Annotated in this window: 18 protein-coding genes; 8 read left to right on the top strand and 10 right to left on the bottom strand. The window is 40.0% G+C overall.

The annotated features are described in order from the left end of the window. The first annotated feature begins 55 nt into the window (after positions 1–55). Both yegQ and HBH39_RS04265 read left to right on the top strand, forming a co-directional pair. Entirely contained in the window at positions 56–1,444 is a 1,389-nt protein-coding gene (gene yegQ, locus HBH39_RS04270) for a tRNA 5-hydroxyuridine modification protein YegQ (RefSeq protein WP_167675914.1), read from the top strand. A 14-nt stretch (positions 1,445–1,458) separates the two neighbouring features. Then, complete coding sequence (locus HBH39_RS04265; protein ID WP_167675912.1) at positions 1,459–1,716, top strand: YfhL family 4Fe-4S dicluster ferredoxin; 258 nt, start codon at positions 1,459–1,461, stop codon at positions 1,714–1,716. An 85-nt stretch (positions 1,717–1,801) separates the two neighbouring features. Here HBH39_RS04265 and ubiT read toward each other — a convergent pair whose 3' ends face one another. After that, positions 1,802–2,305 carry a ubiquinone anaerobic biosynthesis accessory factor UbiT gene (gene ubiT / locus HBH39_RS04260; protein ID WP_244325741.1) on the bottom strand — a complete coding sequence of 168 codons (504 nt, stop codon included), beginning with the start codon at positions 2,303–2,305 and terminating at the stop codon, positions 1,802–1,804. A 141-nt stretch (positions 2,306–2,446) separates the two neighbouring features. Here ubiT and ubiU point away from each other — a divergent pair, with 141 nt between their 5' ends. After that, entirely contained in the window at positions 2,447–3,460 is a 1,014-nt protein-coding gene (gene ubiU, locus HBH39_RS04255) for a ubiquinone anaerobic biosynthesis protein UbiU (RefSeq protein WP_167675910.1), read from the top strand. Positions 3,461–3,470: 10 nt separating this feature from the next. Continuing rightward, positions 3,471–4,343, top strand: a complete 873-nt coding sequence (locus HBH39_RS04250; protein WP_167675908.1) for a U32 family peptidase — start codon at positions 3,471–3,473, stop codon at positions 4,341–4,343. Between the two features lie 16 nt (positions 4,344–4,359). On the opposite strand, the gene HBH39_RS04245 is transcribed toward HBH39_RS04250, so the two are convergent. Continuing rightward, positions 4,360–5,061, bottom strand: coding sequence for a hypothetical protein (locus tag HBH39_RS04245; protein WP_167675905.1), 702 nt, complete (start codon positions 5,059–5,061; stop codon positions 4,360–4,362). 630 nt (positions 5,062–5,691) lie between these two features. On the opposite strand from HBH39_RS04245, the gene HBH39_RS04240 reads away from it, so the two are divergent. Together HBH39_RS04240 and HBH39_RS04235 are read left to right on the top strand one after the other, a co-directional pair. Further along, the gene (locus tag HBH39_RS04240) at positions 5,692–7,050 is read left to right on the top strand and encodes a YjiH family protein (RefSeq protein WP_167675903.1); all 1,359 of its coding nucleotides are present in this window, start codon (positions 5,692–5,694) and stop codon (positions 7,048–7,050) included. Between the two features lie 252 nt (positions 7,051–7,302). Beyond that, a complete protein-coding gene (locus HBH39_RS04235; RefSeq protein WP_167675901.1) occupies positions 7,303–7,674 on the top strand; it encodes a PilZ domain-containing protein in 372 nt (123 codons plus the stop codon). 19 nt (positions 7,675–7,693) lie between these two features. On the opposite strand, the gene radA is transcribed toward HBH39_RS04235, so the two are convergent. Then, positions 7,694–9,058 carry a DNA repair protein RadA gene (radA, locus tag HBH39_RS04230; RefSeq protein WP_167675899.1) on the bottom strand — a complete coding sequence of 455 codons (1,365 nt, stop codon included), beginning with the start codon at positions 9,056–9,058 and terminating at the stop codon, positions 7,694–7,696. Between the two features lie 220 nt (positions 9,059–9,278). On the opposite strand from radA, the gene HBH39_RS04225 reads away from it, so the two are divergent. Next, positions 9,279–11,681: a PilZ domain-containing protein gene (locus HBH39_RS04225; RefSeq protein ID WP_167675897.1), complete on the top strand. Its 2,403-nt coding sequence runs from the start codon at positions 9,279–9,281 to the stop codon at positions 11,679–11,681. Between the two features lie 40 nt (positions 11,682–11,721). Here HBH39_RS04225 and serB read toward each other — a convergent pair whose 3' ends face one another. After that, on the bottom strand, positions 11,722–12,681 hold the full coding sequence (gene serB / locus HBH39_RS04220; protein WP_167675894.1) for a phosphoserine phosphatase SerB: 960 nt from the start codon (positions 12,679–12,681) through the stop codon (positions 11,722–11,724). 198 nt (positions 12,682–12,879) lie between these two features. Between serB and HBH39_RS04215 the strand changes: the two genes are divergently transcribed. Then, complete coding sequence (locus HBH39_RS04215; protein WP_167675892.1) at positions 12,880–13,533, top strand: AhpA/YtjB family protein; 654 nt, start codon at positions 12,880–12,882, stop codon at positions 13,531–13,533. Between the two features lie 236 nt (positions 13,534–13,769). On the opposite strand, the gene deoD is transcribed toward HBH39_RS04215, so the two are convergent. The 6 genes from deoD to HBH39_RS04185 all read right to left on the bottom strand — a co-directional run bounded on the left by deoD (position 13,770) and on the right by HBH39_RS04185 (position 20,859). Next, positions 13,770–14,480, bottom strand: coding sequence for a purine-nucleoside phosphorylase (gene deoD / locus HBH39_RS04210; RefSeq protein WP_167675890.1), 711 nt, complete (start codon positions 14,478–14,480; stop codon positions 13,770–13,772). A 100-nt stretch (positions 14,481–14,580) separates the two neighbouring features. Continuing rightward, complete coding sequence (locus tag HBH39_RS04205) at positions 14,581–15,798, bottom strand: phosphopentomutase (protein WP_167675888.1); 1,218 nt, start codon at positions 15,796–15,798, stop codon at positions 14,581–14,583. Between the two features lie 11 nt (positions 15,799–15,809). Further along, positions 15,810–17,141 (bottom strand): thymidine phosphorylase, encoded by a 1,332-nt coding sequence (gene deoA / locus HBH39_RS04200; RefSeq protein ID WP_167675886.1) that lies wholly within the window; start codon positions 17,139–17,141, stop codon positions 15,810–15,812. Between the two features lie 121 nt (positions 17,142–17,262). Then, on the bottom strand, positions 17,263–18,036 hold the full coding sequence (deoC, locus tag HBH39_RS04195; protein WP_167675885.1) for a deoxyribose-phosphate aldolase: 774 nt from the start codon (positions 18,034–18,036) through the stop codon (positions 17,263–17,265). 365 nt (positions 18,037–18,401) lie between these two features. After that, positions 18,402–19,244, bottom strand: a complete 843-nt coding sequence (locus tag HBH39_RS04190; RefSeq protein ID WP_208764181.1) for an outer membrane protein OmpK — start codon at positions 19,242–19,244, stop codon at positions 18,402–18,404. 340 nt (positions 19,245–19,584) lie between these two features. Continuing rightward, positions 19,585–20,859, bottom strand: a complete 1,275-nt coding sequence (locus HBH39_RS04185; protein WP_167675881.1) for a NupC/NupG family nucleoside CNT transporter — start codon at positions 20,857–20,859, stop codon at positions 19,585–19,587. Between the last annotated feature and the right edge of the window lie 43 nt (positions 20,860–20,902).

Genomic DNA, 20,902 nt, shown 5'->3' with positions numbered 1-20,902 from the left:
AGTAAAATCGCGACCCCGCAATTTGTGCGCTTTTCAAGCTATATTGAGAGTAATTATGTTTAAACCTGAGCTATTGTCACCTGCTGGAACTCTGAAAAATATGCGTTATGCCTTCGCCTATGGCGCTGACGCCGTTTATGCAGGCCAACCACGTTACAGTTTACGGGTAAGAAATAATGACTTCAAAATGGAAAACTTAGCCAGTGGTATTCAAGAGGCTCATAGCCTAGGTAAAAAGCTATATGTGGTCAGTAATATCGCGCCTCACAACGCTAAGTTAAAGACATACATTAAGGATATGGAACCTGTAGTAGCCATGAATCCCGATGCATTAATTATGTCAGATCCTGGCCTTATTATGATGGTGAGAGAAGCGTTTCCAGATCAAGTTGTACATTTGTCAGTCCAAGCTAATGCCATTAACTGGGCATCGGTAAAATTTTGGCAGCAACAAGGAATTAAGCGAGTTATTTTATCACGTGAGTTATCACTTGATGAAATTGAAGAAATTCGCCAACGCTGCCCTGATATCGAACTAGAAGTGTTTGTCCATGGCGCATTATGCATGGCATACTCTGGCCGTTGCTTACTCTCTGGTTACATCAATAAACGCGACCCTAATCAAGGCACTTGCACCAATGCGTGTCGTTGGAAATATGATGTTCATGAAGCCAAGCAAACTGAAACCGGTGACATCATCGCAGTAAATCCACAAGGTATTGTAGACCAACATGGTGTGCAGTTAGAAACTCCGCCAACCTTGGGCTTAGGTCAGCCTTCAGACCAAGTTGTGTTACTACAGGAACCGGGGCGCCCAGGTGAATACATGCCAGCATATGAAGATGAGCATGGCACTTACATCATGAATTCAAAAGATTTACGTGCAATCCAGCATGTTGACCGTTTAACAAAAATGGGCATTGATTCATTAAAAATCGAAGGCCGTACCAAATCATTCTATTATGTTGCCCGTACTGCACAACTTTATCGTCAAGCTATTGAAGACGCCGCAGCTGGTAAAGATTTTGATCGCACTTTAATGTATAACCTAGAAGGGCTTGCTCATCGTGGTTACACCGAAGGCTTTTTACGCCGCCATGTTCATGATGAATATCAAAACTATGACTACGGTTACTCAATCAGCGATACCCAACAATTTGTGGGCGAGTTTACCGGCAAACGTAATGAACAAGGTCTCGCTGAAATTGACGTAAAAAATAAGTTTTCCGTGGGTGACAGTGTTGAAGTTATGACCCCTCAAGGCAATTTTACTTTAACCGTCGAGAACTTAGTTAATCGCAAAGGTGAAAGTGTTGAGGCAGGCTTAGGTTCAGGGCATTTTGTCTTCCTTGCTTTACCTGCACAAGTGGACACCGACAAAGCTATTTTAATGCGTAATTTTCCACAAGGTCAGGATACCCGCAATCCTCACAAAGCAGGATAATGAGGCAATAACTCATGGCGTTAATTATCGACGACAGCTGCATTAATTGTGACATGTGTGAGCCTGAGTGCCCTAACTCAGCAATTACGATGGGCGAGGAAATCTATGAAATAGATCCCGCCTTATGTACCGAATGCGTTGGACATTATGACAAACCCACTTGTGTTTCAGTCTGCCCTATTGACTGCATTGATCCCGATCCTGAACATGTTGAATCACAAGATGAGCTACTGGTGAAATACAGCCGGTTAACAGGTAACTCACATAACTAGCTAAAAGATATCATTAAGCTTGTTTCAATAATCCACAAAAAGGCGCTATATTAAGCGCCTTTTTTATGTTTAATCAATGACTAACTTATGCAGATTGAGAGTACTGTTGCAAGGTTTGTAAAGTAACTGCTAACTTTTCAATAGCTATCTTGGCTGCGGCAGGTAAAGAGTCAAGCTCAATACTCAGCAATAAATTTTTTACCTCTAAACCTAACTCAGTATCGCCATCAATTAATAATTTACGCTGAAAAAATAACGTATCAGGATCTTCTTTTACCGCTGCAACTAAAAGCAACTCAGGCACATTGGCGGTAAATGTCACATCGGCTTGGGCTTTGTTACTTAGAATAAGCTGTTGCTCAAAACTGATTTGAAAACGTAAACCAATATCAGCCACATTGATTTCAACCCATTTGCCCTGCAAAAAATCCAACTCTGATTCATCAAGTTGCGGCTTCAACATGAGGTTGAGTAATTTAGCCAGTAAATCTAACTTGAGTTTGTCAGGCACCATAGCAAGTGATTGCTTACTTACTTTAGGGGCAAAATTTAATACTTGTGCAGCAAATTGCTGAGTAAATCCACTCACTTTTGTTTCCTACCGAATAATGACTCTATCATTCAAGCCAGTTTAACTAGTTTTTATTGGCATAAACCTGTTTTAAATCAAATCAAATTCATTGAATCACTTTTACACTCGCCTACATTTTTAAAAAATGAGACCCCATCAATGGAACTGTTATGCCCTGCAGGCAACCTTGCATCACTAAAAGCGGCATTTAATGCTGGCGCAGATGCCGTTTACCTAGGCTTAAAAAATGATACCAATGCCAGATCATTTGCTGGACTTAACTTTTCACCCAGCCAAATGGCTCAAGCAAACAAACTAGCAAAGCAACAGAATCGTAAGCTGTTTCTTACCCTAAACACTTTTCCCAAACCCGGTGAAGAAAGCCGTTGGTATGAAGCCATCGATCTTGCAGCTGATCTACACCTAGATGCTGTAATTTGTGCCGATATTTCATTGCTTGATTACGCCAGTCGTCACTACCCTAGCCTGCCATTGCATTTATCAGTGCAAGCCAGTGCAACGAATGTTGCTGCCCTATCATTTTATAAGCAGCAATTTAATATTGAACGGGCAGTATTGCCACGGGTGTTATCAATTAAACAAGTGCGAGATTTAGCAAAAGTCAGCCCGGTCGATCTTGAAGTGTTCGCATTTGGTAGCTTGTGTATTATGGCTGAAGGTCGTTGTCATTTATCCTCTTATGTCACAGGCCAATCTCCCAATACCGGAGGTTCTTGCTCACCAGCTAATCATGTGCGCTGGCAAGATCAGGGGAGCAAGAAATTGACTCGATTAAATGAGGTGTTGATTGATACCACAAGCCAAAATGAACAGCTTGGCTACCCAGTGGTATGTAAAGGACGCTATCAAACCAATGAGAATATGACAGCCGATTACATGCTGGAGTCCCCCACCAGCTTAAATACCATGAGTTTAATTCCACAACTCGCTAACGCAGGTATTCGTTCATTAAAAATAGAAGGTCGACAGCGCAGTCCAGCTTATGTCACTCAAGTTACACAAGTATGGCGCCAAGCCATTGATGCCTATTTACGTTCGCCAGAAAGCTTTGTGCAGCAATTAGCTCAAAATCATCAATGGCATGCTGCATTAGATAAAGTATCAGAAGGACAAATTACCACCTTAGGCGCTTACGAGCGTCAATGGCAATAAGGCATATCACATGAAGTATTCTCTCGCTCCACTAACCTATTGCTGGGACAAAGCCAGCGTATTCGACTATTACCAAGCAATGAGTGAAACCAAGATTGATTGTGTCTATTTGGGTGAAGTAATTTGTAGTCGCCGTCGTGAGCTGAAATTTAATGATTACCTTGAGCTAGCCCACATGCTTAAAGCTAAAGGCAAGCAGGTATTTTTATCCAGTATGACCTTGATTGAGTCACAATCTGAAATTACCGAGCTCACTCGATTGGTCAATAATGGTGAATTTGCCATTGAGGCCAATGATATGGCAGCGGTGCACCTTGCCTCACAAGCAAAGGTTCCATTTGTTTGCGGCCCCGCGATTAATTTATATAATCGTTCTAGCATCGACCTCATGCACAACCTTGGCATGACACGTTTTGTAATGCCTTATGAATTATCACAAAAATGGCTAGAAAATGTGCTACGTGACAATAAACCAACATTCGAAACTGAAGTGTTTGGTTACGGATATATGCCGCTAGCACACTCAGCTCGCTGCTTTACCGCTAAACATCACCAGCAGCCAAAACTAGACTGTAAAATTGTTTGCCAGCAATATCCCAAAGGGTTATTGACTCAAACCCAAGAGTCGCAGCCCTTACTAAGACTTAATGGCATTCAAACTCAATCAGCCGCAAGGTTGAATCTGATTGATCAAATTCCAGTCATGGCACAAATAGGCGTGGATTATTGGCGTTTATCGCCTTCTAGCATCAGCGACATTGAACTAATTAATCAAATCACTGCATCAGATCTCACTCAGTTAGCAAGCATACCGCCAGAAAATGACACCGCCAACGAGTGCAATGGATACTGGTTTTCAAAACCAGGAATGGAAATACAGTAGCGATATATTCAAAAACTTATTGATGTGCTTCAGTCGTTTTATTTAACCAGCCAAGCAAAGACACTACCCAGATGATTAAACTAAAACAACTGAGCCACTGAAGTAATGATTGCCACCATAGCGCAGGTTTAGGCGCTATGGTGGCTGAATCAGCAATTAAATCAATATAGGTCATCGTGGGGGTTGGACTGGCAATTATTCCCGCATAGGGTAGCGCAAACATACTCAAATTAACCAACAAGCAGCATATGGCTAACACCAAAGGTAACATCAACCTCTGCCCCTTCATTTGCATCACGTAAACAATAAAAAATACGCTCGCTATTGAACTAAATAAAATAGCAAAGCTTAATGCGCCAACATGTAAGTGATAAACATTAAGTGGAAATAGACCTGTTGCAGCTTGTGCGATAAAACTTGCCGTTAAAAATAACCAAAAAGGATATTTAAGCCAACCTGATGTGATCTGCAAAGCAAACAAACTCGATAGCGCAATACAAAGACTGCCAAAAAATAATCCACCATTGACGACCAAAGCAAAATTGGCATGACCATAGTAACCGAGCTCACTTATGCTTTTGTGTAAAGGGAGAAAACCCATTGAAGCATGCTCAGAAATATCCAGCCCACTTGCTAAAGCAATACCGATAAAAATGCCAAAACAGCCTAAAAAGCCGAAGCGAACAGCCAATTGCTTGATCCTATCTCTTTTTGTCATAAGACCTACTAAAGTGAATTTTTATCGACATAACTATCTTATCTTTAGTGCTCAGCTCACACTATTGAATAACTAAATATTAGCAAAATGAGCTTAACTCACATGCCTTACCATGATTTTTATACCATCAGGTTTGCTTTAAATTAACCCTCACGACGTTTTAAATCACATAACATCATTATGAGTTTACGGTAACTGTCTATACAAAACTGCGTGATAGACTCCAAATCTAGCGATTCATTTTCATCCATAAAAAATAAAAAACAATAAAAAAATAGCTTTATTGTTAACCATTTGACTTAAAGCCTGACTAAAAAAGTGCATCAAACCTCTTGTTTAACAACACACAAATTGCAACATCACAAAATCAAACACAAAACATACACAAAACATATTTACAACCTTTTGATTATATAGAATTTTTGAGTGCGTTTTTCAATTTTTGCTATACAATATATATAATCAAAAATATGCGATAACTATTCGTTTTAGTGAATCGTTTTACTTAAACGTGGATAGACGGTAACCTTGCAGCGCAAACCGAATGAACAGACTTTCGATAATGCTCTAGCAAAGCAAGGCTTGATAATTTATTCATAGCTGTAATGGGTATATATTAAGGTAAACAAAGTGAACCAACCAAAACCAATACATAATCTCAAAACAATATTGACCTTTTTAATCCCATCTTTATTAGGTTTGCTACTTTTTATCACACCAGTAGCAACATCTGATGGCCTAACCATTCCAATTGCAATTGTCTCTAAAGCATTGCAAGCCTATTTAGGTGGCAGTATACAATTGATAGTGACCGCCATTGTGGTCTTTATGGCCATAATATCAATATTGGCAACCGTACTTCGACCTGAATTTGTTCGTAAAAATCACTTTTTACGCAACCTACTGCTTGTAACACCATTTTGGTTAGCGATGCGAATTGTCGGTGCTATTTTTATCGTGTTAACCTGCTTTCAAATTGGACCAGAAGCAATCCACTCTGGTGATACGGGAGGGTTAGTTTATAACGATTTATTACCGGTTTTATTTTCGGTATTTATCTTTGCAGGCATGTTGTTACCTTTATTACTTAATTTTGGTTTACTTGAGTTTTTCGGCACCATGTTAACTAAAATTATGCGCCCTATCTTTAACCTCCCTGGACGAAGCGCCATTGATTGTATGGCCTCTTGGTTAGGTGACGGTAGCGTTGGTATTTTAATGACCAACAAACAATATGAAACCCGCTTTTATACCCAAAGAGAAGCTGCCGTTATCGGTACTACTTTCTCTGCAGTATCAATTACATTTAGTTTAGTAGTTATTTCACAGGTTAAACTTGAACACTTGTTTGTACCATTTTATCTAACTGTTTGTTTCGCCGGATTTATGGCGGCAATTATCGTTCCTAAGTTACCGCCACTGTGTTGGAAAAAAGATACTTATATTGATGACACACCACGTCATGCTGATGATGAAACAATCCCCAAAGAACATGGTGTACTGTCATGGGGATATCATCAAGCTCTAACTCGTGCATCAAAAGTTACCAGTGCAAAACATGTTTTATTAGATGGTGTTAAAAACGTTGTTGATATGATTTTTGGTATTATTCCAGTGGTCATGGCAATTGGCACAATAGCCCTGATCCTTGCAGAACATACGCCAATCTTTGATTACTTAGGCATGCCATTTATTCCACTATTAGAGTTGCTGCAAATTCCTGAAGCGACACAAGCCTCTAAAACCATCGTGGTTGGCTTTGCTGATATGTTTATTCCGTCTATTTTGGCCAGTTCAATAGAATCAGATTTAACTCGATTTGTCATTGCAGCTCTATCAGTGACTCAGCTCATTTACATGAGTGAAGTCGGCGCACTATTAATTGGCAGTAAAATTCCAGTGAACTTTTTCGAACTATTTATGATTTTCATTCTACGCACATTGGTTACTCTGCCTATCATTGCGTTAATGGGACATCTTATCATTTAGTCCGCCAAATCTATTCAATGCCAAAATGGAACCTGCGGGTTCCTTTTTTTATCAATAAAATTCATGTTGTTAATATAACAATAATCATTGGCAGCAAAATAACAAATTAAAATAAAAACTCGTATGTCATTGAAACAAAGTGGCTGTGGTAGCTTTAAATAATTGTTTATCACACTAATAGAATAAATTCGGTATTAATGAGTGTTATATCGTATGCTAAATGGTGAGAATGTTGAGAATAAGGACTTAAAGATGGATGAGAGACGAAAGTTTTCCCGAATTTTATTTGATGCTAATGCTTATTTGGTAAAAGATCAGTCAACTTGGCGCACGACAATTTTGGATTTAAGCATTAACGGGGCATTAGTCCAGTTACCTGAAAATTTTGAACCTCAGCTTCACAATGAAATCACCTTAGAATTTATATTGTCTGATTCAGATATTGAATTAATCATGGCTACAGAAATCGTCCATATAACCACTGAACATCTTGGACTACGCTGTTTACACATCGATGTTGAAAGTATCAGCCATCTCAGACGAATAATTGAGCTTAACCTTGGCGATGCAGAGTTACTCAACCGTGAGCTCGCAATGCTTATTCAACCAGAAACAGAAGAATAAGCATTAGCAAATAAAAACCTTACAGCGCGTTTAATGCCTCTGTTAGCTTAGTAACCCCGACAACCTCCATGCCTTGTGGTGGCTTTTTAGGCATATTGGCTTTAGGGACAATAGCACGTTTAAAGCCATGTTTTGCCGCCTCAATTAATCGCTCTTGACCATTAGGTACAGGGCGAATTTCACCTGACAAGCCGACCTCACCGAATACCACTAAATCACTGGGTAATACATCCCCTCTAAAACTAGATACCATGGCCAACAGTAAGGTTAAATCTGCACTGGTTTCAGTTACTTTTACGCCGCCAACAACGTTCACAAACACATCTTGATCTGACATCAGCAAACCACCATGACGATGCATCACAGCTAACAACATGGCTAATCGATTGCCATCCATGCCCACCGCCACACGTCGAGGGTTAGCCATAGCGGAATCATCAACCAACACTTGCAACTCAACCAATAACGGCCGTGTACCTTCCCACACAACCATCACTAACGAGCCCGATGAAGCTTCATCTCCGCGGGATAAAAAGATAGCTGAAGGATTGGCCACTTCTTTCAAACCGCGTTCGGTCATTGCAAACACACCAAGTTCATTAATCGCCCCAAAACGGTTTTTATGAGAGCGAAGAGTTCGATAGCGGCTATCACTGTCACCCTCAAACATCACGGAACAGTCAATACAATGCTCCAGCACCTTAGGGCCAGCTAAACTACCATCTTTAGTCACATGGCCTACCATTATCACCGCAATACCATGTTGCTTTGCAAATCGCGTTAAATACGATGCCGACTCTCTCACTTGCGACACACTTCCGGGGGATGATTGAATATCACTCATGTGCATAACTTGAATAGAGTCGACAACAATCACTTTCGGTTTTTCTTGCAAGGCAATATCGCAAATGGCTTCAACACTAGTTTCAGACAACATACGCAGCTTTTTGGTTGGCAAGCCTAATCGATGTGCTCGCATCGCCACTTGTTGTAATGACTCTTCCCCCGTCACATAAAGTGCCGGCATTGTTTCAGCAAGTTGACACAAGGTTTGTAATAACAAAGTGCTTTTACCGGCCCCCGGATGGCCACCAATCAAAATGGCGCTACCGGGTACAATGCCTCCGCCTAACACACGGTCAAACTCGCCAAATGAACTGGCAATTCGAGGCAGTTCATTTAGATCAATTTGATCTAGTGTTTGTACTTTTCTATCAATACTGCCTGCATAACCACTAAACTGATGAGTTCGAGTCGCACTGCTGGCCCCCAAACGCACTTCAGTAATCGTGTTCCACTCTTGGCAAGCACTGCACTGTCCTTGCCAACGCGGAAAGTCTTGACCACATTCATTACATACATATGCCGTTTTATTTTTAGCCATAACACTCAATCTATGAATTTTTAAAACGAAAAAAACCGTGGTTACCTACTAACAGCAATACTATGCTGTGTTAGAGCAACTATTTATCAGTATTGTTTTTCATTTATAATTATTTCGGTATAAAGTTAACTCTACAGCCGAATCTAATAAAGCATTGCCTTTTCATGCCGATAAGATTACCAGTCACGCTACAATTAAGCATTAAAAACGATAATAGATAATGACTTTAGATAATCACAGTGGACTAATTGAACAATTAAAACCTCTTATGATGGAGCCTGATTTTCAGGATATATTCGAGAGATTAACTGCTGACGAATCCAATTCGACTCGATTTTTGTTAAAAATGGAGCTGAATCGTATTTCTGCGCCTTGCACTCGTATTATTGATCTGCGTGACAAAACTGAATTACCTTGTGAAGAGTTTACTATAGGAAAACAGCGACACTTTCTTGATGAACCGTCAAAAAACGCCATAGAGTCTATCTTACCCATCTATCACAACAAATATACCTTGGGTGTCTATGAGCATGTCATTAAATCGCACAAAGAACGTAAACAAATCATCCAACAAAAAAAACAAGGCAATATTACTGAGCCTCAACAAGAACAGTCCCCTTTTGAGGTCCCCGGCATTGTACTAGGTAGCTACTTTAACCGTAGTGAAGAGCGAATGAATTACAGCATTCGTATTTCAGCAGTGCAACCTGGTATGGCTGATGTTTTTGGCGCAACACTCGATTTATCAGTTGGTGGTGCACGTATTCGCCTACCGCAGAAGCATAACTTCGATACCGAAAAGCCCATAAGAATAAAACTCCTCGAACTAAGTGAAGAGTTTTATTTTGAAGACTTACAGCAAGGTGTTGATTATCAAATCGTTGATATTCAGAACAAAGATGACAATGCAATATTTCGCCTAAAACGATTAGGCGGTGGCGCAGAACTAGACAAGGTCATTACGCAGCTTATTCGAGCGTTCAAATTTCGTTATAAAGTGGATGTTAATGATGTCATCGTGAATGCGACAGGCTTAGGTTTTGAACGTCACTACCTACCATTACAGCCTCATTTGCCATTATTTATTAGCATTAATGAAAATAAGCCCACTATAAGCCATACGTTATTGGCAAGAGGCAACCAGCCGATTTTTCATTTTTTCCAAAATGAACATGACGTAAACCAACTCTCTGGCATGCTAACCAATAACCGTTTAGTCAACTTACTCAAGTTTCCTGATGTAATTGAACATCGACTGTTATTCAGTTTTATCCATATTGCCAATGGTAAATTGCATTTCTACTCAGCAACCTTAGCTGAGTTAAATAAAACCGGTCATCTTGGGCTATTTCTTGGTTTTGGGGCCAAAAAGTCAAGCTGGCGGGTGTTTAAAATCCATAGTCATAAGATTGATCACAGCCAGAATTATAAAACCTCGACACTACCAGGGGACGATAATCATTACAGTGGATTAACAGAGCAGCAATTGGCGACCTTCAGTCATGTACTACATTTATGCGATCTCACTAATGAAGAAGCTAAACCACAATACCAGTCATGGTTTACCGGCCAAGATGTTAATCAGTTAAAAATCTTCGCCCAGCAAAAAGTGACCACTAATAGCATCAAGAAAATATCGATGCCATTTAGTGAACGTCGCCACGAGGCACGCTTTTCATTTAAAACCTTAGTAGAAATCAAGCAAGGCGATAAAACGCTTAGTGGTATCACACATGATATATCAAGTAGAGGTTTACAGATCAACTTAGATGAATCAGCTGATTTGCAATTTCCTGCGGCAGTGACACTCAGCTTTCCTCGTCTGCAAACCATTGCAGGAAAAACCAATTTATCAAATTTACCTTACCAACTCGTCCGTGCGCGCTCAAACGGTGCAATTTTACATTTAAGTGCGCTTATAGGACATGAACCCCATGCAGGTGTTGAGTTTTTAAATAAGTTAATCACTCATAATAAACAAAAGTTAGCGCAATTATCTGATAAAGATGGTGAACAACTTGAACTTGCTGATGGCATGAAAAATTTGATGATGCGAGAATTAGTAGGTGTGCCTTATTTTATTGAAAAAACAAATAAAACAATTCAATTAGCCGGCATTGGCATCGGGACAAAAGTAGATGAAATTAGTCATTTATTTTCACAAGATACAGACAAAATAATGCAATATAACCTTACACCACTTATGGCTGATGGGGTGTTTAAAAATCAAATTGTTGAACCTATTCGATCAATGAAGCCTCACTATGAAATGAGCTATATTGAAATATTTATGCGTATTACACGCCATTCACGTGGCACCATAAACCTTACATGTAAACTCACCAAAGCACTCACCACAGAAGAGCAGCAACAATTTATAGAACAAAGTCAGCGATTGGGCCGCTTTATGGCCCTGAGAGTATTTAGAGGGGCAACAGATAAGCCAGATATGAGCTATATTCGTCGAGAATTAGAATATATACATATCCATGCAAATCACAGAGCAAAACAACTTGAAGAGCAGTTATGGCGCATTATCGGCTTAGGTGAATTATTGGATATTACCCAAGAAATCTGTTTACGTTATCCAACACTGCAAAATCAAGTGGTTATTGAAAAATAGCTGCCCGCCTCGTAAATGCTTATCAGCCAAACATCAAAGGTTAAGCTTGTAAGCAAAAAACCAATGCCCGTAAATCTAAATGATTAACAGCCAAGTTTGCTGCGCTAATTAATTTAGGCTTAGCATGAAAGGCCACGCCTAAATCTGCTGCTTGTATCATGGGAATATCATTCGCACCATCACCTATGGCTAATGTTTGTCCAGCTGCAATTTGCCATTTTTGAGCACAACGTTTGATGACACTCGCCTTATATTGAGCATCAACCACATCACCACAAACCTCCCCCACTAACTTGCCATCTTCTATCACTAGCTCGTTAGCAAATGCAGCATCAAGTCTTAGTAAATGCATTAAATGGTTTACAAAGGGGGTAAAACCACCCGACGCGACAACAAGCTTCCAGTGATTATCTTGTAACTCATCTAACGATGCCGTTAACCCAGGCATTAAAGGTAAGTTATGGCACAAGGTGTCAATAATACTCGCATCAGCATTAGCGAGTTTACTCACTCGCATACGCAAACTTTGTTCAAAATCAAGCTCACCACGCATCGCACTAGCCGTAACCGCAGCCACTTCATCCCCTACGCCAGCCATGGCTGCTAACTCATCAATGCACTCAATTTGAATGGCGGTCGAATCCATATCCATCACCAATAATCCTGGCTGTTTTAAATTAGGTAATGGACTGGTAATAACCAGCAACTCAGCCTTAGCTTTATGCGCTGTAAATTGTGTGTAAAAAGATTGCATAAGTTCATCGAAATCACCTTCAAAAGCGATTTCAAATCCAATAAGATCATTCGCGCGATGCAACACTGCAAAATGAGCATTACAGCTTAATTGCTGCAACCAAGTTGCAATATCTGCTTGTGTGGATTGTTCAAATACCACTCGAGCGCGCTGCAAGTTGAATAAAGATGCTTCGGTTATGTAATCCGCTTCTTCATATCGTTGGCATAATAAGCCATTATGCCTATATTCATTGGTTGTAGACATCAACAACCACTGCAGAATATGATCGCTATTGTTTATTATGTTAGCGCTATGACTTACCATGAATTCAACCTCTTAGCATGCGACTATCTACTGATATCATTTTCGATTAGTATGATTAAACACCTGCAACCTTAAAATAATAAGCTATCGGCACTTAAGTTAGCGTCCAATTAAATAGAAAAATGACTAAGGATTAAAGTGATTTTTGTTAAAGGTCTAAAGAAAAGGCAAAAAATTACTCGGCTCATTCAACTAATTCTCGCGATAAGCTTGGGTTTTGGTTTAGTTAATCTGTGGCAAAGTAATTTAAAAAATGGCCAAAAGTTATTAAGTACACAAACCAAGTTAATGGCTAGAACCTTAGCTCAACAAGCAGCTAACGGTGCGGCTCCGGCGATGTTTTTACAAAATGATGAGCAACTTCAATGGTTAGCTACAACATTAACTAAAGATCCCAAAGTGGTTTCGGTAAATATATATAATTCGCAAGGTGTAAGATTAGCGTTTGCTCAATCCGTTACACCTAATGAACTAGGTCCAGATTCTGAAGAATTACGTCAACTACTTGTCCCCTATCCGCCTTTGATTGAAAACGTAATACAACAGGAAAATAATTTAGGTTATGTAGAAGTAAGGCTTGATCTCAATATGTTTTTTGATGAAATCAGATATTTACATAATCAGAATATGGAACTCTTAAAATGGATGTTATTAGTAGCAGGCTTTATTGGGTTATTGCTATCACGCTCTTTATCCTTTAAGCGCGCTGATTTCGATAGGCGTAAAACAAGATTAAAGCATATAAAAAAGCAAAAGTTAGCCAATCAGCCACAAGATTCAGATAACAAATAACGAATAATACCATTAATCACAGTAAATAAGTGATCAGAAATAACTAAGGAAAAATGCGTTATATCAAGGTAGATTTTTATAATAGGCAGTTATACTACAGCCAAAAATCTAACGCTGATATTAGGTATTTCACAAGCTAGAATCAGCAGTGATTTATTTCGATTGCGATAGCCATTTAGGTATAAAAAAGGCGCTATGTAAGCGCCTTTTTTGATAATTTTTTTTAATACAATGAATTATAGCGTTACTGCAGCATCTAATGTCATGATAATCATGTCATTGAATGTTGTTTGACGTTCTTCAGATGTAGTTTGCTCACCGGTACGAATGTGATCAGACACGGTCACAACACATAAAGCTTTAGCACCTAACTCGTGCGCAACGCCATAAAGACCAGCAGCTTCCATCTCAACACCTAATACACCCATTTTTTCCATCACATCAAACATTTCTGGATCAGGTGTATAGAAAAGATCTGCTGAGAAAACATTACCAACACGGATTTTAGTGCCGTGTTCTTTGGCAGAATCAACCACTGCACTTAATAAACCGAAGTCAGCAATAGCTGCGAAATCTTGGTTTTTAAAACGTAAACGGTTAGCTTGTGAGTCAGTACATGCACCCATGCCAATAATTACGTCACGTACTTTTACATCGGTGCTGATTGCGCCACAACTACCAACACGGATTAAATTTTTAACGCCGTATTCTTTAATAAGTTCATGTGCATAGATAGAACAAGATGGAATGCCCATTCCAGAACCCATTACTGAAATACGCTTACCTTTATAAGTACCTGTATAGCCAAACATGTTACGCACGTCAGTTACTAATTCAGCGCCCTCTAGGAAGGTTTCTGCAATGTACTTAGCACGTAATGGATCGCCTGGGAATAGAACCGTTTCAGCAAATGCACCCTCTACGGCATTAATATGTGGTGTAGCCATGTATATAACCCCTATTTTCTATTATTTTTAAATCTATTAAATTTTAACAGTTTTCAAAACTTATTGAACCATAAAATGAACCATCGTTCTAAATAAAAGCCTAATCTAAGAACGATTCGCCATACTCCATAGGCTCAAGTTTAAAATAACTTGCAATAGACTGCCCCATATCAGCAAAAGACTTTCTTCGACCCAATGAGCCCGCTGGTAAACCTGCACCATAAGCTAATACAGGAACATGTTCGCGTGTATGCTCAGTGCCTTTCCAAGTAGGGTCGCAGCCATGATCTGCCGTTAGCAATAAGAAGTCGTCTTCGTCTAGCAAAGCAAGTAATTCAGGTAAACGTGAATCAAAATATTCTAAGGCTTTAGCATAGCCAGCAATATCTCGGCGGTGGCCATAATGTGAATCAAAGTCAACAAAGTTGGTGAATACTATGGTGTTATCGCCAGCACGCTTAATTTGAGTTAACGTTTCGTCAAATAGCGCTTCTAAGCCCGTGGCTTTGTACTGTTGTGTAATGCCGCAATTAGCATATATATCAGCAATTTTACCAATACTAACGACTTCACCGCCGGCAGCTTTCAATTTATCGAGTACAGTTGGGGCTGGAGGTTGAACCGCATAATCATGACGGTTTCCAGTTCTGGCAAAATCTTTCGCACTCGAACCAATAAATGGACGCGCAATCACACGACCGATGTTATATGGCTCTAGCTCTTCACGGGCAATTTTGCACAAGTTATATAAGTTTTCTAAACCAAATGACTCTTCATGACAGGCAATTTGGAAAACCGAGTCAGCAGACGTATAGAAAATAGGTTTTCCAGTCTTCATGTGCTCTTCGCCTAACTCTTCTAGAATAGTTGTACCAGAAGCATGACAATTACCTAAAAAGCCATCTAAACCAGCACGAGCAAGAATTTTATCTGTTAACTCTTTTGGAAATGAGTTGGTTAAATCACTAAAGTACCCCCACTCATAAAGCACAGGCACACCCGCCATTTCCCAATGACCACTTGGGGTATCTTTACCCGAGCTTAGCTCTTCGGCATAGCCATAAGCCCCAATAACGTCAACATCATCGTTAAAGCCATCAGCAAATTTACCCGTTGATTCAAAACCTGCATGCCCAAGCCCTAAACGAGCAAGGTTTGGGAGTTTTAGTGGACCTTGACGTCCAACATCGGCCTGACCTTCAGCACAAGCTTTAGCAATATGGCCAAAGGTATCTGATCCAACATCACCGAATTTATCTGCGTCACCCGCAGCACCAACGCCAAATGAATCTAGCATTAAAATAAATGTACGTTTCACTATCTAACTCCTTATAGATCCGATACACGAATGTATTGGTATATCTCTGGTGTTTTTTCAGGTGCAGAATCTTTAATATGTATCGCACTTTTAACGGCTTGTGCGGCTTCTGCAAATGCATCTTCAGTTTGTGCGTGGATCATAGCAATTGGGGTATCTTTATCGATAACCTGCCCTAATGCACACATCTGAGTTAAGCCAACACTGTAATCAAGCGCGTCACCGGGTTTACGGCGACCACCACCTAGAGTGACAACAGCTAAGCCTAGCGCTCTGGTGTCCATGCTATGCGCAAAACCGCTAGCATCGGCATAAACTGGACGAATGATTTTGGCATGAGGCAAGTATTTGTCGTAAGCTTCAACAAAATCAACTGGACCACCCAACCCTGAAACCATTTTACCAAAAGTCTCAGCAGCTTTACCGTTATCTAATACAGCTTGTAATTTAATACGCGCATCAGCTTCATTTTGTGTAATTCCGCCCAAAATTAGCATTTCGGCACACAACCCCATGGTGACTTCATACAAGCGAGGATTACGATATTGGCCAGTAAGGAAATTAATAGCTTCGCGAACTTCTACCGCGTTACCCGCACAAGATGCTAAAACTTGGTTCATATCGGTTAATAATGCAGTGGTTTTTGTTCCCGCACCATTTGCGACAGCCGTAATACTGCGAGCAAGCTCTTCTGATGCTTGGTAAGTCGGCATAAATGCACCACTACCAACTTTGACATCCATCGCGAGAGCGTCAAGGCCTGCTGCTAATTTTTTAGATAGGATTGAAGCGGTAATGAGTGAAATAGACTCAACCGTTGCGGTATTGTCACGAATCGAATAAAAGCGTTTATCCGCTGGAACTAAATCACCTGTTTGGCCAATAATCGCCACACCAGCTTCTTTTACCACTTTGCGGAATAGCTCACTTGACGGTTCAGTTTGATAGCCAGGAATAGCATCAAACTTATCAAGGGTGCCACCAGTATGACCAAGGCCACGACCCGAAATCATCGGAACATAACCACCACAAGCAGCAGCCATAGGGCCAAGCATAAGACTAATAACATCACCAACACCACCGGTACTGTGTTTGTCGATTATTGGGCCATTTAAATCTAAGCTGCTCCAATCTAACACAGTACCTGAATCACGCATTGCTGACGTTAATGCAATACGCTCATCCATATTCATATCATTAAAATAAACCGCCATGCCTAATGCGGCAATTTGGCCTTCTGACACAGTGTTATGAGTAATGCCATTAACAAAAAATTGAATTTCAGCTGTGCTTAACGCTTCGCCATTACGTTTTTTACGGATAATCTCTTGAGCTAAAAACATAAAACTGCCTCCCTTTGGCAATCCATCACCAATAGGACCGCCATAAAGTCAGGAATGCATCTAATGCAGAGACACCACATTGGGTATTTCTACATTAAACGCCACGATTTTGCGGATAATCTTAGTAGCCTTGATTAGGCTTGGGTGCTTCGGCTAAATCAAGCGTGTGCAATAGGCTATTTAGCAAACTTGATGCACCAAAACGGAAGGTACTTGACGAAATCCAATCTTCACCTAAAATACGTGCCGCAACACCTAAAAACTCAGCGGTCGCTTCTGCATCTTTTACTCCGCCAGCAGGTTTAAAGCCAACTTTGGTGTTCTTTTCGCTGATCACCGTTAGCATAATTTCAGCCGCTTCTATCGTTGCATTTACCGGTACTTTACCTGTTGATGTTTTGATAAAGTCCGCACCTGCATCAATTGATAATTCAGACGCTTTACGAATTAAAGCAGGGTCTTTTAATTCACCTGATTCAATAATCACCTTTAAAATGGCGTCATCACCACACGCTTCTTTACAAGCTTTAACCAATTCAAAACCCACGGTTTCGTTACCGGCCATTAATGCACGGTATGGAAATACAACGTCAACTTCATCAGCGCCATATGCAACCGCTGCACGCGTTTCTAAAACCGCAATCGCAATATCATCATTGCCATGTGGGAAGTTAGTCACCGTGGCAATTTTGATGTCTTCACAATCAAGTTCATTTAGCGTTTTACGGGCAATTGGAATAAAACGAGGATAGATACAAATGGCGGCGGTGTTGCCTGCTGGCGTTTTCGCTTTATGACACAAATCAATGACTTTTTGATCAGTATCATCGTCATTTAAAGTGGTTAAATCCATTAATTGGATACCAAGTTGTGCAGCTTTAGTTAAATCAGTCATAAATGCTCTCCATTAAGAAAATCAAAAAATCTATTGTGGGCAACACAACACAATGAGCTGGCATATGTGATTATTTTTATGGCCGGGCCTTCGAGTATTGCCAGTAAACATCAGTATTTACTAACCTAAAGTATTCAATATGATAACGAGTACCACGACTTGAATCCTTGAAGACCGGAAAAGAAAAGCAAGGAAGTTTACTTTATCAATTCCGCGAAAAGTCCTTTTTAGCGCGTTTTACTAAATTTTGCCTAAATACACTAAACTGTAAAATATGCTTAGGTAAAACTTAGTTTTACTGTCTTGCTAGACAGTATAGTAGAGCCACAATATTTTGTGGCTCCTGATTATCTATAAAGTCTCTATTAGAAGTTATACTTCGCAGAGAAAATCATAGCATTTTGATAAGCTGCAGTACCTAGTTTTTGTTCTGCATAGCGGTATTGGATACCGAAGGTTACATCACTAGTGGCATTCCACCATAAAGCTACTGCACCGTTTAGGCCCCAGCTCTTACCATTAGTGTTTTGGAAGTCGTCATCTCCTGGGCCTGTACATGTTTCGCTAGTACAAAAACCACGGTATTCATCTGCACGAGCAAACTCAATTTCATTCCAGTTAGTGATCATAAGATCTTGTCCACCCAACTTAAAGTTATAGCCAAGTACCCAACCAGCCATACCACCGTTGAAACCTGCACCAATGGCACTGTTATGAGCAAAATGAGCACCAACAAAAGGCTTAACCCATAAACCAAAGTCAGTGTTAATGTCATAGCTAACACCTAAAACTACGTTTTGCTCATAGAAACCAGAAGAGTCAGTCAAGCTATAAATGTGACCGTAGGCATTCCAATTGGTTTCACCAATATTGATTGCCACACTACCTTTAGCTGCAATACGGAAAGCTTTACTACCGTCATCTTGATCTCCGCTCCAATCCATTTTAGTTGGATTTTCGAAATCAATGAAACCGTATACATCACCCCAATCGTAACCTGCACCGCCTTCGATTTCTAAATAAACAAAATCAGATTTAGCACCAAAACCATTTTGAATATCACGAGAACGGTCTTCAGTACCATCGCTCCAGTCTAAATAATTTACAGAAACATTTGCAAAACCATAATATTGTTCTGCTTGAACAGTACCAACTGTCATTGCAGAAACTGCAGTTACAGCTAAAGCTAAAGTTTTAACATTTTTCATCATCAACCCCATTTTATAATTTTGCTGTCATCAAGGACAGCTCTTGTTTTTAAGCGCAGGTATTTTACCTCTATTGTTATAAATCACAATATTTAATAGGTAAAAAACAAATACTAAATTCTATCTTGTGAACAATGTCATAACTTTCACGTCACAACACAACAGCAAATAAAACATTTAAGTTCAAAATAAGGCTGCAGTAACAATTTAAATCAGCACTCACTCTAAACTGAAAACAACTTCGCATTTGGAAAGTGGTGGTTAAACACGATTAATTTTTGTTAGATGTCTATTGACTGGGTCTTTGTCGAGAAAAACCCAGTCCTTGTATCGTATTAACTTAGATAGCTAAGAATAAACCCGCTAAAGTTGCACTCATTAAGTTAGCTAATGAAGCAGCAATAACCGCACGAACACCAAGCTTAGCAAGGTCGTGACGACGATTTGGCGCCATAGCACCTAAGCCGCCTAATAAAATTGCAATTGAAGATAAGTTAGCAAAACCACACAATGCGAAAGAGATAATCGCTTTTGTACGGTCAGTCATTGCTTGACCCGTTGCTTCAACCAACATACCGCCATCGGCAATATCTTTTAAGTAAGGAGCAAAGTTCAAGTAAGCCACAAATTCGTTTACAACGATTTTTTGACCAATGAAAGAACCAGCAACCATAGCTTCATTCCAAGGTACACCAATAAGGAAAGCTAAAGGCATGAACACGTAGCCAAGAATAAGTTCTAAAGATAGACCTTCAAAACCAAACCAACCACCAATACCACCTAGCATGCCGTTAATCATTGCAATTAAACCAACGAACGCTAAAAGCATTGCGCCAACGTTTAACGCTAAATGCATACCAGAAGAAGCACCAGCGGCTGCTGCATCGATAACGTTGGCAGGCTTATCAGTATCTTCTGGTAAGTCAGTCATATCGTTATTGGTTTCTTCAGTTTCTGGGTGCATTAACTTCGCCATCATTAAGCCACCTGGTGCCGCCATAAATGATGCTGCAACTAGGTATTCAATCTTAACGCCCATACCTGCATAACCAGCCAATACCGCACCAGCGATAGAAGCTAGACCACCCACCATGATGGCGAATAGTTCAGAGTTAGTCATTGTAGGAATGAAAGGACGTACAACCAGCGGCGCTTCAGTTTGACCAACGAAAATGTTTGCTGTTGCAGACATTGACTCAGTACGGCTAGTGCCTAAAGCTTTTTGTAATCCACCACCGATGAACTTGATTACCATTTGCATGATGCCAAGGTAGTAAAGTACAGCGATTAAAGAAGAGAAGAAAATGATAACAGGAAGAACACGTACAGCGAATACGAATCCAACACCGTTAGCAAACATAGCGTCAGTACCTAAACCACCAAATAGAAAGTTGATACCCGCTTGTGAATAACCAATAACATCAGCAACAGCTTGTGAAACACCACCAAGAACTTGCTGACCAATTGGTACATATAATACAAAACCCGCAAAAAACGCTTGAATAGCTAAAGCGCCACCTACAGTACGAACATTAATAGCTTTTTTGTTTGTCGACAGTAAAAAACCTATCGCTAGTATGGTGACCACCCCAACTAGACTCATAACTATATCCATTACTCATCACCCTTTTATTGTTAACATTTTTATTAAATGTTGT

The organism is Shewanella aestuarii, assembly GCF_011765625.1.
Taxonomy (GTDB): Bacteria; Pseudomonadota; Gammaproteobacteria; order Enterobacterales; family Shewanellaceae; genus Shewanella; species Shewanella aestuarii_A.
This window is presented reverse-complemented; position numbering and strand designations above follow the sequence as displayed.